The sequence below is a fragment of the uncultured Arcanobacterium sp. genome, from assembly GCF_947253055.1.
In the GTDB taxonomy this organism is placed as follows: domain Bacteria; phylum Actinomycetota; class Actinomycetes; order Actinomycetales; family Actinomycetaceae; genus Arcanobacterium_A.
This window is the reverse complement of the sequence record NZ_CAMXYE010000001.1, coordinates 49,216-62,782: the sequence shown is the minus strand read 5'-3', so window position 1 is coordinate 62,782 and position 13,567 is coordinate 49,216. Positions and strand designations below refer to the sequence as shown.

General features: G+C 50.8%; 12 protein-coding genes. 10 read left to right on the top strand and 2 right to left on the bottom strand.

The window, feature by feature from the left end:
* Nucleotides 1-166: 166 nt before the first annotated feature.
* Nucleotides 167-1,717 carry an MFS transporter gene (locus tag Q0X35_RS00270; RefSeq protein ID WP_297564273.1) on the bottom strand — a complete coding sequence of 517 codons (1,551 nt, stop codon included), beginning with the start codon at nt 1,715-1,717 and terminating at the stop codon, nt 167-169.
* Nucleotides 1,718-2,121: 404 nt separating this feature from the next.
* Here Q0X35_RS00270 and pyrH point away from each other — a divergent pair, with 404 nt between their 5' ends.
* From pyrH to Q0X35_RS00230, 8 genes are all read left to right on the top strand, one after another.
* Nucleotides 2,122-2,889, top strand: coding sequence for a UMP kinase (gene pyrH / locus Q0X35_RS00265; protein ID WP_297564271.1), 768 nt, complete (start codon nt 2,122-2,124; stop codon nt 2,887-2,889).
* Complete coding sequence (gene frr / locus Q0X35_RS00260) at nt 2,886-3,443, top strand: ribosome recycling factor (protein WP_297564270.1); 558 nt, start codon at nt 2,886-2,888, stop codon at nt 3,441-3,443. Before pyrH ends, frr begins: the two co-directional genes overlap by 4 nt.
* Before the next feature lie 13 nt (nt 3,444-3,456).
* Nucleotides 3,457-4,344, top strand: a complete 888-nt coding sequence (locus Q0X35_RS00255; protein ID WP_297564268.1) for a phosphatidate cytidylyltransferase — start codon at nt 3,457-3,459, stop codon at nt 4,342-4,344.
* Between the two features lie 112 nt (nt 4,345-4,456).
* Nucleotides 4,457-5,716, top strand: coding sequence for a 23S rRNA (adenine(2503)-C(2))-methyltransferase RlmN (rlmN, locus tag Q0X35_RS00250; RefSeq protein ID WP_297564267.1), 1,260 nt, complete (start codon nt 4,457-4,459; stop codon nt 5,714-5,716).
* Nucleotides 5,717-5,764: 48 nt separating this feature from the next.
* A complete protein-coding gene (locus tag Q0X35_RS00245; RefSeq protein ID WP_297564265.1) occupies nt 5,765-6,367 on the top strand; it encodes a DivIVA domain-containing protein in 603 nt (200 codons plus the stop codon).
* Nucleotides 6,368-7,585 (top strand): 1-deoxy-D-xylulose-5-phosphate reductoisomerase, encoded by a 1,218-nt coding sequence (dxr, locus tag Q0X35_RS00240; RefSeq protein WP_297564264.1) that lies wholly within the window; start codon nt 6,368-6,370, stop codon nt 7,583-7,585.
* A gap of 69 nt (nt 7,586-7,654) precedes the next feature.
* Complete coding sequence (ispG, locus tag Q0X35_RS00235) at nt 7,655-8,806, top strand: flavodoxin-dependent (E)-4-hydroxy-3-methylbut-2-enyl-diphosphate synthase (protein ID WP_297564280.1); 1,152 nt, start codon at nt 7,655-7,657, stop codon at nt 8,804-8,806.
* Between the two features lie 192 nt (nt 8,807-8,998).
* Entirely contained in the window at nt 8,999-10,780 is a 1,782-nt protein-coding gene (locus Q0X35_RS00230) for a proline--tRNA ligase (protein WP_297564262.1), read from the top strand.
* Nucleotides 10,781-10,810: 30 nt separating this feature from the next.
* On the opposite strand, the gene Q0X35_RS00225 is transcribed toward Q0X35_RS00230, so the two are convergent.
* Nucleotides 10,811-11,707 (bottom strand): hypothetical protein, encoded by an 897-nt coding sequence (locus tag Q0X35_RS00225; RefSeq protein ID WP_297564261.1) that lies wholly within the window; start codon nt 11,705-11,707, stop codon nt 10,811-10,813.
* Between the two features lie 81 nt (nt 11,708-11,788).
* On the opposite strand from Q0X35_RS00225, the gene rimP reads away from it, so the two are divergent.
* Nucleotides 11,789-12,292 carry a ribosome maturation factor RimP gene (gene rimP, locus Q0X35_RS00220; protein WP_297564259.1) on the top strand — a complete coding sequence of 168 codons (504 nt, stop codon included), beginning with the start codon at nt 11,789-11,791 and terminating at the stop codon, nt 12,290-12,292.
* Between the two features lie 13 nt (nt 12,293-12,305).
* Nucleotides 12,306-13,310, top strand: coding sequence for a transcription termination factor NusA (nusA, locus tag Q0X35_RS00215; RefSeq protein ID WP_297564257.1), 1,005 nt, complete (start codon nt 12,306-12,308; stop codon nt 13,308-13,310).
* Nucleotides 13,311-13,567: the final 257 nt, after the last annotated feature.

The window sequence follows — 13,567 nt, the reverse complement described above, 5'->3', positions numbered from 1 at the left end:
TTAGCGATATTGCAGATGCGGGTGGAATTGGAAAATTCCACCCGCATCTCTTATACCTAGTCACGGTTCCGGCGCCGCCGTATCTTATAATTACCTGCTTTTATATCTAGATATGCGCCCTGTATCTCTGTCTCTATTCTGATAGTTCCTGATTCTATATCTGCGTCTACTTCTGCTTCACGCGGCCTTTGTGCCAAAATATAATTGCCAGAATTAACCCCGCCGTCACCATCGCTGCTACCACTAAGTAAGCGGCCGTGATACCGCGATAGAGCTCCGGTAAAGCCGATCTCTTTCCGGCTCCCGCTAAGGCAAAAAATACGGCAGTGATTATGGCATTTCCGATTGCGGTAGCGAGACGCTGCCCAGTCTGCATTACTCCGCCCGCGGTACCTCCGTGCGCCGGTGGTACATCTAGCATAGCTTGAGTTTGGTTGGCTGACCCCATACAGCCGGTACCGAATCCTAGTAGGCACAGCGGCACGGCCAGCCACCAGTAAGAAATTCCGCTCTGCACTGCCCAAGTGGTTCCGATGATTCCGAGTATCCCCAGGATGATGAGGGAGAGGGCGGCTACTTGAATGCCGCGGCCGTGATCATAGGCATATTTACCTGCCCACAGTGCACCTATGCCGGAGCAAACCGCATTGGGGAAAGTCACCATGCCGACTGTCAATGCGGAGGCCCCTATACCTTGCAGGAATACCGCAAATATTACGAAAATGGAGGTAGTGCCCAGGAACTGAAAGACGGAGATTCCCATAGCGTAGCTAAAAGTGGGGATGCGAAAAAGATCTAAATCCACCATCGGAGTGCGCCCGCACTTTTTATACCAGTTTTCCCAGACCACCCACAGAGCCATAAGAGCGAATCCACCCAGCACGATTAACCATTTTTCCGGCCCAGCTTTTACCATAAACGGCAGCATAATGCTCAGTACAGCCAAGCTGAGCAGCAGCATTCCGAGCGGATCTAAATCTATCTTGGGGCGAGCGGAGCGGTTTCGGCGTTTTTCGCCGCGTTCTTTCCTTCGTTTTATCCCGCGTTTTTCTTTTTGAAAATGATTTCTTTCCGTGCCGAAAGGGAGCCAGAGCAGGCCAAAAATTATTCCGATTACGCCAATAGGTGCATTCAGAATAAAGGAGAGACGCCACCCCAGCGATTCACCAAAAAAGCTGACTAGCCAGCCGGAAAAAAGCGGCCCAATTGCCACCGACATTGCTATCACCAGCCCGAACAAAGCAAAAGCCTTCGCACGGGCGCGGCCGGCAAAATACTGTTGAATTAAACCGGTAGTTTGAGGAGAGAGTACTCCGGAGCCGAATCCCTGCACGAAACGCAGCACATTTAATTGCAATGGCGTGGTGGAGAGCCCGACGAGGAGCGAAGCGAAAGTGAAGATAATTAGCCCTACTATGTAGGTAGAAGAGCGGCCAAATAAATCGCCAATTCTGCCGGCTGGCACCAGCGTAATACCGAGGGAAAGTGCGTAGCCGGAAAGTACCCATTGTAGTTGAGAAGTGCTGGCAGAAAGAGCGCTCTGCATAGTGGGCAAGATATTATTTACAGAAGAAATCTGCATAAGCGTCATGAGCAGCGGCACCAAAATCACCAGCAGGATTTTATTGCGGTCGAAGATACGCTCCGAGCCAGGAATCCGAATTTCCCGCGGATTAGTAGTAGATATCTGGTACCCCGTAATTTCTTCTCTCGCCATGTAACCCTCAGCACTAGTGCCCAAGCAAATAAAATATCTCGTTTTCTTTTCGGTATTTTCGTATGTAAATACCTAACACCTGTACTTGGATTCTAAGACGAATACGCAAAGCGTGGTGGAGGGAAAAGAAGAATTGTGATGGCACTCAACAAGAGATAAATCACGAAAACTTTTGGGGGAGCGCTTCGAAATCCGGAATTTGGTGTGAGGTAGTGAATTTCGGTGCGGGGCAGTGATGTGCAAGGTAGTGAATTTTGATGCGGGAGAGCGAACTTTTGCCAGCTCCGGAGCTCTTTATATAACGCTACCTTTTGCGAAATATCGCCTATTTCTTCCCTGTTTTTCCTTATCAGTGCGGGTGGCATAAGGTATTATTTGAGAGAGTGCTAAAGAAAGGAATATGAATGACTGCTGAGAACGTACCGAGTGATAAAAATTCCCCGCACCGGCGCCGAGTTTTATTGAAACTCTCCGGAGAAGTTTTCGGGGGAGGGGAAGTCGGATTAGATACGAAAGTACTCGAACGGATCAGCAGTGAAATAGCGGCGGCCGTACACGAAGGCATAGAAGTTGGAGTAGTAGTGGGAGGCGGAAATTTTTTCCGCGGTGCAGAGCTACAAGAAAACGGAATGGATAGATCCCGAGCGGACTATATGGGAATGCTCGGTACGGTAATAAATGCAGTAGCTTTACAAGATTTTCTTGAGCACGCCGGCGTCCCCACCCGAGTGCAAACTGCCATTACGATGGCACAAGTAGCCGAAGCCTATATTCCCTTGCGGGCTATTCGGCATCTAGAAAAAGGTCGGGTAGTGATATTTGGAGCGGGCGCTGGAATGCCTTTCTTCTCTACCGATACGGTTTCGGCGCAGCGCGCTCTAGAACTGCGGTGCGATGAACTACTGGTGGGGAAGAACGGGGTAGACGGCGTTTATACGGCCGATCCACGCCAGCATCCGGATGCCAAGAAGCTTGATACACTTACCTATGAAGATGCAATACGGCAAGGTTTGCGCGTAGTAGATGCCGCAGCATTTTCGCTTTGCCAGGATAACGGTATGAAGATGCGGGTATTTGGGATGAGTGAACCCGGGAACGTGACGCGCGCACTCCGTGGGGAAAAAATTGGTACTTTGGTAAGTAATAAAGCTAAGAATGAGGAAGAACTATGATTGACGAAGTAATGCGGGAAGCCGAAGAAAAAATGGAGAAAGCGGTGGAAGCAGCGCGCAACGAATTTTCTAAAATTCGCTCGGGGCGGGCCAACTCAGAGATGTTTACTTCTCTGTTAGTTGATTACTACGGGGTTCCTACTCCACTGCAGCAACTGGCCACCGTGTCGGTGCCAGAAGCGCGGAGTGTTTTAATTACTCCCTACGACCGTTCAGCTATGAAAGATATTGAAAAAGCCATTTCGGAATCTGATTTAGGAGTAAACCCCACAGATGATGGGCAAGTGCTGCGCATTAATATCCCAGTGCTCACCGAAGAGCGCCGGCGTGATTATGTGAAAATCGCGAAAACAAAGGCGGAAGAAGGGCGAATCTCTATTCGCGGTATTCGCCGGAAAGCTAAAGAAGAGCTAGACCGGATGAAGAAAGACGGCGATGAAGGAGAAGACGCAGTAGAGCGGAAAGAAAAAGAGCTCGAAACGCTTACGAAAAAATATACAGATTTAATAGACGAATTATTAGCTGGAAAAACTGATGAGTTAATGGAGCTGTGACAGCTTTAAGACTATGGCGAAAACATCTATTTCCCAAGTTTTCCACTCTGCTTATGACCGGTTGCGCCCGCGCCCGCCGGCACCGCCGGTAGCTTCGACTTCGCGCGCGGGGCGCAATCTGCCCGCTGCCATCACTACGGCAGTTATTTTGTTGAGCCTTTTCGGGCTTACGCTCTTTTTCTGGATAGATGGCTTCATCGTGGTGGGAGTTGTATTCCTTTCTATAGCTCTCTGGGAAGCGGCCGGCGCCTTCCTCACTCGGAATGTGCACATTCCGTTACTAGCCTTACTGCCTATGCAACTTCTCATGCTATTCCTCACCGCCTATTGGGGGATAGTACCGGCGTTAATCAGCTACTTATTGGGAGCAGGCTTATTGCTCGCAATTGCTTTGATAAGGAAAAACGGCAATTTACGGGGTACAGCTGCCGGAGTATTTATGCTGGGCTGGATTGGACTAGCGGGCTGCTTCCTCTTGAGTATGTTGGATTTACCAGGTGGCTCGCATCTGATTGTGGCTGCTATTTTACTTACTGTAGCCAGTGATACTGGCGGTTGGCTGCTGGGAATTATCATCGGTAAACATCCGATTCTTCCGCGCATCTCTCCGAAAAAATCTTGGGAAGGATTGCTGGGGTCTTTGCTGTTGTGCCTGTTGGCGGCGTTCCTCGGTATATTCTTATTACTCGGGAAAAGCTGGAGTTGGGTATGGGTATTCGCCCTCCTCACTCCGCCTTTGGCCACCATGGGAGATTTCGCGGAATCGGCTCTAAAGCGCGATTTAGGAATTAAAGATATGGGCACTATTTTTCCGGGGCACGGCGGTATGCTAGACCGCTTAGATTCACTGCTCTTCTGTGCGCCGGTATTCTATTGCCTTTTCTTTTTTATGCAGCATTAATACCTTTATGTAGCACTAACATCTTTATATAGCTCTAATACATTTATATAGCACTAATATTGGCAGCCGATAATTGGCTTTATATACCAATTGGAGAGGGGGAGTGATAAGAATGGAGAATTCTCGGCAGGTACGCCCAAAGGTAGAAAAAGGACCGCGCCCAGCTCTCAGCTTTACGGCGCGGCGGAGTGGTAAACCACCTCTACACCTAGCTGATTTAGATATGGCAGCGCGCAAAGATGCCGCTAGTGGCTGCGGCTATTCCGCTTTTCGCGCCTCCCAGCTCTCCACCCACTATTTCCAACATGCCTGTGTAGACGCAGAAAAGATGCCAGATTTGCCGGCCGGCCAGCGCGCAGAAATGGTGCAGCAGTTTTTCCCTCCGCTATTGCACCCTTTGCGCACTTTGCAAGCAGACGCAGGGAAAACGCAAAAAACTCTCTGGCAACTTTTTGACGGAGCGGTAGTGGAATCAGTATTGATGAAGTATCCAAATCGCTCTACGCTCTGTATATCTTCGCAGGCGGGCTGCGGCATGGCTTGCCCATTTTGTGCCACCGGGCAAGGCGGTTTAATGCGAAATCTTTCCACCGCCGAAATAGTGGAGCAGCTGCGTTTAAATATGAATATAGCTCGCTCCGGGGCTCTCGGAGCGCCGGAACGTATCTCCAATGTGGTTTTTATGGGGATGGGAGAGCCACTTTCCAATTACAAATCAGTAATCCAGGCTCTGCATAGATTAATAGAGCCGCCGCCGGCTGGCTTTGGAATTTCCGCTCGTAATATCACTCTTTCTACCGTGGGAATAGTGCCCGGCATTGAGCGGCTTGCCCAAGAAAATCTCCCCGTCACCCTGGCTATTTCTTTGCACGCTCCTGATGATGAACTGCGCGACGATCTAATTCCGATTAATAGCCACTACAAAGTAGGAGAACTACTTGATGCGGCGCGCGCCTATTTTCGGAAAACGGGGCGGCGGGTATCGATAGAGTACGCACTTATAAAAGATATGAACGATCACAAATGGCGAGCGGAGCTACTTGCACATGAGTTAAATAAACGGGGTAAAGGTTGGGCGCATATAAATCCGATTCCGCTCAACCCTACTCCGGGCAGCATTTGGACAGCTTCCACGCCGGCCGCGCAGAAAGTATTTGTAAATACGCTGCGCCAGGCAGGGATATCCACCACAATTCGGGATACGCGTGGTTCCGATATTGATGGAGCATGTGGGCAGTTAGCAGCAGAAATAGTAGATCCGGCGCATATAGCGCGCAAAGCGGCACGGGCGCAACAAGCAGTAGACTCCCGCATTGCGCAACACCGAGAAGCACCGGAAAACTTGTATAGTATTCTCCATAAGGAAAGTTAAGATATTGGCAGTAGTTTTATTTAGTGTAGAGAGCTGGGCCGTGCAAGAATGAATGAGACTTTTGAAAAAGTAGGGCGTTTTCGCTTCGGATACCATGTGAAAGATGTAGATAGCTTCTTTTCTGCTGCAAAAATTGCCTATGCAGCTTGGAAAGATGCTGATACTTCCGCTGATGATCCAGTAGATTCAGATCAAGATAAGGCGGGAGAGAATCCGGTATTCGACGAAAGCAACGTCCGTGATGTGGCTTTTCGGTGGGTGCGCGGCGGATATCGTCCCGATAAAGTGGATGCGGCTCTTGACCGTCTCGAAGGAGCTTTTCTGCAGCGTAAGCGCGCGCGGGTAATGCTCGACGAGGGAGAATCTGCGTGGCTGGAAAAAATTTACGCCCAGGCTACTACGCTTTATCCGCGGATGTTGCGCCCGGCGGGGGTACGTTTTCGCGATGCCTCTGGCAAAGGATATCTGAAGACGGATGTAGATAAATTACTGGATCTGATTGCGAGCTATTTTGACGGAAAAGCGCAGCTAAAATCGGAAGAAGTGCGCAAAGCAGTATTTCGGCCAGCTCGAAAGAATAATGCCTATGATGAAAGCGTCGTAGATGTCTATTTAGACCGCGTAATCCATGTGCTCATGGCGGTAGAGTAAATGCGGCCGGTAATTCTACTCGGCTCCACTGGCTCTATTGGCCGGCAAGCTTTAGAAGTAATTGCTGCACATAGGGATTGTTTCCAAGTAAAAGCGCTGGGAGCCGGCGGCGGGCATATAAAATTATTGGCCGCGCAGGCAGCTCAATTTTCCGTCTCCGCCGTGGGAATTGCCGATGCGGCGCAGCGGGAAGATTTTATAAGTGAATATAAGAGTTGCAGTGGCGGGCAGAAATTGCCGGAAATTTTTACGGGCCCGCTAGCTATGGAAGATCTCCTCACCCTAGCTTCTCCGCAGGCAGTGGTGCTAAATGGTATTACTGGTTCGCGGGGGCTCGGCCCCACTTTAGCGGCTTTACACAGTGGAGCTACTCTGGCGCTCGCTAATAAGGAATCGCTGGTAGCGGGAGGAAAATTAGTAGCTGAGGCACTGCAGCGCCCCGGGCAGATAGTTCCGGTGGATTCGGAGCATTCGGCGATAGCGCAATGTTTAAGTGCTGGCCGGCACCGTAAAGGGCTGGTTTCTCCAGAGGTAGACGGCACTTCGGAAGTAACGCGGTTAATTCTCACTGCTTCGGGAGGGCCTTTCCGTGGGAAAAAACGCTCTGAGCTGGCCGAAGTCACGCCGGAGCAGGCTCTGGCCCATCCGACTTGGAATATGGGCGCAGTGGTGACCATCAACTCCTCTACATTGATGAATAAGGCTTTAGAACTCATAGAAGCCGCCCATCTTTTTGCAATCCCGCCGCAAGATATTGTGCCGGTGGTACATCCACAGTCAGTGGTACATTCCATGGTGGAATTTCAAGACGGAGCTACGATTGCTCAAGCTTCCCCTCCGGATATGCGCCTCCCTATCGCCTTGGGGCTTTTCTGGCCAGAACGTTTAGTGGCTGCCGCTGCCCCTTGCCAGTGGGATAAGGCTACTCAGTGGACCTTTGCGCCGGTAGATTCCGAGACTTTCCCCGCTTTGGATTTAGCGCGGGCGGCACTAGCAGCATCGCCCCTCCACCCTGCCGTTTTAAATGCGGCTAATGAGGAATGCGTAGATGCATTTTTGAGTGAGCGGCTTGCTTATTTGGCTATTACCGAAATCGTGGAAAAAGTTTTAACAGATTTTTCTGCTCCCCCCGCGCTTTCTTTGGCGGAAGTACTGCACAGTGAAGATTGGGCCCGCCAGCGCGCTTGGCACTATATAAAGCAGGAAAAGGGCAGATAAATCTGCGTAAGTGGAGTTTTTATACGAGAGTGGAATAATAGAAGCGTGAGTACACCGATTAATTTGGGAATGCCAGAGGTAAAAGCACCAGCTCCGGTGCTGGCAGAGCGAAAAAAGACCCGGAAAATTTCTGTAGGCGGGGTAGAAGTAGGGGGAGATGCCCCGATAAGTGTGCAGTCTATGACTAATACTAAGACGCACAATATCGGTGCCACTTTGCAGCAAATCGCGGAGCTCACGGCAGCTGGTTGCGATATTGTGCGCGTAGCTTGCCCCACCGATAAAGACGCCGAGGCCTTGGCCACTCTAGTGGAAAAATCCACTATTCCGGTAATCGCAGATATTCACTTTCAACCGCGCTACGTATTTGCGGCCATCGATGCCGGCTGTGGCGTGCGGGTAAATCCCGGAAATATTAAGAAATTCGACGATCGAATTCCCGAAATAGCGGCCGCTGCCAATGCGAACGGCACCGCTATGCGTATCGGTATCAATGCGGGATCGCTGCATCCGGCGTTACTGAAGAAATACGGGAAAGCCACTCCGGAAGCTCTAGTGGAATCGGCAGTAAGTGAAGCGCGCCTTTTTGAAGATGCGGGTTTCTACGATTTTGCTATTTCAGTTAAGCACCACGATCCAGTAGTTATGGTGAGAGCCTACGAGCTCCTTTCCGAAGCAGGGGATTGGCCTTTACATCTGGGCGTGACGGAGGCGGGCCCCTCTTTCCAGGGGACTGTGAAATCTGCTGTCGCTTTCGGAGCACTTCTATCACAAGGAATTGGCGATACGATTCGTGTTTCTCTCTCGGCGCCGCCCGTAGAAGAAATAAAAGTGGGAGAGCAGATACTGCGTTCTTTGAATCTGAGGGAAAAAGAACTGGAAATAGTTTCCTGCCCCTCCTGTGGGCGCGCGCAAGTAGACGTCTACACCTTAGCTAACCGAGTCCAAGAGGGGCTAAAAGATATTAAATACCCGCTGCGGGTAGCGGTGATGGGGTGTGTGGTGAACGGCCCTGGCGAAGCTCGAGAAGCCGATCTGGGGGTAGCTTCTGGAAACGGTAAAGGTCAGATTTTTGTGCGTGGAAAAGTTGTGGAGACGGTGCCCGAATCCGAAATAGTGGAAACTCTTATTCGCCGTGCCGGAGTGGTGGCAGAAGAACTGGGGCTACAAGCTGCTCCCGAGGCGCACGCCGAAATTATTACTGCTGCGCCGCGTCGCTAAAAAGTTGTAGCGCTACTTCTCTTCGTTGATATCCGTTCATACTCGTTGACATCTGCTCACACTCGTTAATATCTGCCGCCACTACTTTTAATTTCTGGCGAGGTTTTACGATCCGTATCTTATATCGCAGTATTCACATCGGAGAAAGAAGCGAATTTTGCGGTAGCACGCTAAACTGTGAGCGTGCAAAGAATGTCTGAATTTTTTTTGAAAACGCTTCGCGAAGATCCAGCTGATGCGGAGGTAGCTTCGCATAAATTACTCGTGCGCGCTGGATATGTGCGCCGGGTATCTCCCGGTATCTATAGCTGGCTGCCGCTGGGATTGAAAGTACTGCGGAAAGTAGAGCAAGTAGTGCGGGAAGAGATGGACGCCGCGGGCGCGCAAGAATTGCTGCTGCCGGCTTTGCTTCCGCGGGAGCCCTACGAAAAAACTAATCGCTGGGAAGAATACGGAGCGAATCTTTTCCGTCTGCAAGATAGACGCCAAAATGACTATTTATTAGCACCCACGCACGAAGAGATGTTCACCCTCGCGGTAAAAGATATGTACTCTTCTTACCGTGATTTACCAGTAATTCTTTATCAGATTCAAACTAAATATCGCGACGAGGCCCGCCCGCGGGCGGGATTGATTCGCACCCGGGAATTCTTAATGAAAGACGCCTATTCTTTCGACGTCGAGGACGCCGGCTTGGCTCATGCCTATGAGCTAATGCGGGCAGCCTATCAGAAGATTTTCACTCGCCTCGGATTGCCTTTCGTAATCTGCTCTGCCACTTCTGGAGCTATGGGCGGATCGCGTTCCGAAGAATTTCTCTTCCCCTGCGCTATCGGTGAAGATACTTTCGTTTCTTCGCCCGGCGGATACGCAGCCAATACGGAAGCTGTGACCACTCCCGAACTTCCTGCTTGCGATTTTTCGCAGGTGCCGGCGCAAATTTTAATAGATACTCCAGAGGCGATGACTATCGAAGCCTTGGTGGAAGTGGCGAACAAAAACTGCCCGCGCTCGGACCGCCCCTGGGAAGCAGCCGATACGCTCAAGAATGTGGCTTTGGTAGCTATTCATCCCGATGGGGAGCGCGAAGTGATAGTGGTGGGAGTCCCCGGAGATCGAGAAGTAGATATTAAGCGCTTAGAAGCCAATATGGCTCCGCTAGAGCTGGAGATGGCGAGTGCAGAAGATCTAGAAAAGCACCCCGAGCTCGTGCCCGGCTATATTGGCCCGGAAGTATTGGGTCCGAATTCGCCGGCGCGGCAGCAAGATGAAAATGGCCAACCGGTAGGCTCCGTGCGTTACTTCCTCGATGCACATATTGCGCCAGGATCAGCTTGGATAAGCGGTGGAAACGCCCACGAGAAGCACCTTTTCTACACCGTATACGGAAGAGATTTCACTGCTGACGCTACGGTAGAAGCAGTAGTCGTAGAAGAAGGAGACGCTGCTCCAGATGGAAGTGGCCCGCTCAGTATCGAACGCGGCATCGAGATTGGCCATATCTTCCAGCTCGGGCGGAAGTATTCAGAATCTTTAGATCTGACGGTGCTAGATAAAGACGGCAAACCGGCAGTAGTCACTATGGGTTCTTACGGAATCGGCGTTTCACGCGTTTTAGCGGCACTTGCAGAGCAGAATCACGACGAAAAAGGTTTGATTTGGCCGGCAGAAATCGCTCCAGCTGCTGTATATATCATTGCAGCCGGGAAAAATCCGGAAGTCGCAGCGGCGGCAGAAAAAATTGCTACAGAGCTCAGCGCGCGCGGTCTCGAAGTAATTTATGACGACCGCACGAAAGTATCGGCGGGAGTGAAATTTAACGATTTTGAGTTGCTCGGTATTCCTTATGGAATAGTAGTCGGGCGCGGCCTGGCGCAAGGAGAAGTAGAACTGCGTATTCGCCAGAGCGGCGAAAGCCAGAATGTGGCTTATACCGAGATTTGTGATCATCTCTGTGCCGAGCTGCAGAGCTAATTTGCAGAGCAATTGCGCGCGGAAGCAGAATCACTTGGCAGGCTGCCAGCCGGGAAAAGCTGAGTCATTCGGAAACACCTGTAATATCTGCGCTAATACTTCGGCGGCAGTTTCGCGCGCGGGGGCTTCGCTGCGTTCTCCAAGCGTGAGTAATTCTCCGCAGAGTGCCGCCCCTAAATCTGCCACTTTCATCTCTGGATCTACCATTACCGGCCGGGTATCTGTTACTTTATTTGCCAAGGCGCCGTCGATGAGTGCATTTAGCGAGTCTAGGAGCTGGAGCCGATTTTCCCGTTCGGAAAAAGCTAATTCCGCGGTGGTATTTTGCAGCTGTTGCCGGAGCGTTTCTAAACGATTCAGCTCCTCTGATCCGGAAACTGCTTTACCGAGTTCTTTTAAACTACCGGGAGCTATATCTGCCGCAGTTTTGCCATTATTTCCGTTTTCTTTAGCGAGCAGAGCTATATAGTAGCGAGCTTTAGCACTAGTGGAAATTCCTAATTGGCGGGCAGTGCGGCTGGAGCTAGCCTGTATAGATAAATTAGCGAAATTCAACAATTCGTTTTGCAAGGCGGGAATATCAGTGGCGGCCGGGGTGAGCGAGAGCTCTGGATTTTGATAGTCTGCGGGCGCGCCTTCCGGCCACGGCACCCATACGCCACCCCAAGCTTTTTCCCAGGCTTGCCCGGCGGCCTCTAGAGCACTTAACTGCGGATACTGTTCGGCAATTTCACTAATCAGATGTGCACTCAGAGCAGTTTTTTGCCTTTGTATTTCGCCAGCGGAAGGTTCTGGGGGAGTTAGATCCGGATGTTCGCTGTGTAGCCCAATGGAGTACATAAAAATTCCGAATAGAGCTACAGAGCTGAGGAGCGAGATAATAAACACCCACTGCTTTTTTAACCAACTGCGCAGATTATTCGGCATTAATGCTCCTCAGTTAGCCGATGGTAAAGTAATTTTTGCTCCGGCTATGACACTTTTTCCTACTTCGGTACTCTTAATAGTATGGCAGATAAGAGTAAAAATCTTCATACAGAACTGACAGAGCTGCTTCAACCGCTAGTAGCTGCGGCCGGGCTGTATCTAGAAGATATAGTGCTGAAGCGGGCGGGAAAATATACTACTTTGCAGGTGATAGTAGATTTAGAAAGCGGCACCGGCGGAGTGGATTCTATGCAACTAGACGAACTCACGCGCAGTATTTCTGCCCAACTAGATAAAAAAGACCCCATCTCCGGCCCCTATACGCTGGAAGTGAGCACTCCGGGAGTAGAGCGTCTCCTCACGCAGCGGCGCCACTATGTGCGCGCTAGTGGCCACCTGATTGCCTTTGTGCTGCAAGATGGCGAAGAATTCACTGCCCGTCTACAAAAAGTAGAAGAATTTTCCCTGGTGGTGGTGCCGGAAACGAAAGAAAAACATCGTATACGGAGCGGGGAGCCGCGGGAGATTTCCCTCGCGGAAGTAAAAAGGGCCCGAGTCGTAGTAGAATTACGTCAGCTTGACTAGGGCAGGAGGAATTATGGATATCTCGATGAACGAGCTGCGCATTGTAGAGACGGAGCTCGGCATTGATCTCGAAGTGTTAATAAAAACTATCGAGGAGGCGCTCCTGCATGCTTATAACCGTGTGCCGGGAGCGGTAAAAGGAGCTCGTATTAACCTGGACCGTAATACTGGACAGGTGACGGTAATAGCTCCAGAGCGGGATGAAAATAACGAAATAATCGGTGAATTTGACGATACGCCGAAAGATTTTGGGAGAATCGCCACCGCTACTGCTCGTTCCGTGATTACGCAGCGGCTGCGCGATGCCGAGAGTGCGCGCATTCTCGGAGCTTTTCACGGCAAAGAGGGGAAAATAGTATCCGGAGTCGTGGAGAGCGTGTCGGGGCAAAATCCGGAATCGCGCGATTTATTCGTCCAGCTGGGAGAAAACCGCGGAATTTTGCGGGCAGAAGAGCAGGTGCCTACTGAGCACTACGGGCATGGGGATCTGATTCGGGCTCTCGTACTAGATATTTCCGTCGGTCCGAACGGTGCTTCGATTCGACTTTCGCGTTCGCATCCGGATTTCGTGCGGGAGCTTTTCGCCACCGAAGTGCCGGAAATAGCGGACGGGACGGTAGAAATAGTGGCTTTAGCTCGCGAAGCAGGGCATCGTTCGAAGGTTGCCGTCTGGTCGGCAGATGAGAAAGTGGCAGCCAAAGGCTCGGCAATTGGGCACAATGCGCAGCGGGTGCGTGCCGTCACCCAAGAACTACATGGAGAAAAGATTGACGTCGTAGAATACGATGATGATCCAGCTACCTTTATTGCAGCTGCACTTTCGCCCGCGCGGGTAGTGCGGGTAGATATCCTAAATCCGGATATGCGCCAAGCTTTAGCCATCGTACCCGATGATCAGGCTTCTCTCGCTATTGGTAAAGAGGCCCAAAATGTGCGTTTGGCAGCTAAATTAACTGGTTGGTCTATCGATATTTGGAAAGAATCCGATAACCCATATCAGGCAGAAGACCCAGAATAATTCGGCGGGCGCGCGGTTGTGGTAGTGAGAGTATTCACCTGCGAAAAGTAGCTAATAGATACGGAAATGGCAAATTTTCCGGTAAACTAGGCGGAGTGCGCGGGGGAAGTATGCCCCTATACAATATCCCGGTATATGAGTAGTTTCCCCGTCTGCAGTAGGCATTTTGCCGACTTTAAGTCAGATAACAACGATATGAAAGCGGGTAGAGAGCCGATGGGCACCCGATGAGTACCCAGCGATGAGCTGCCAGATAA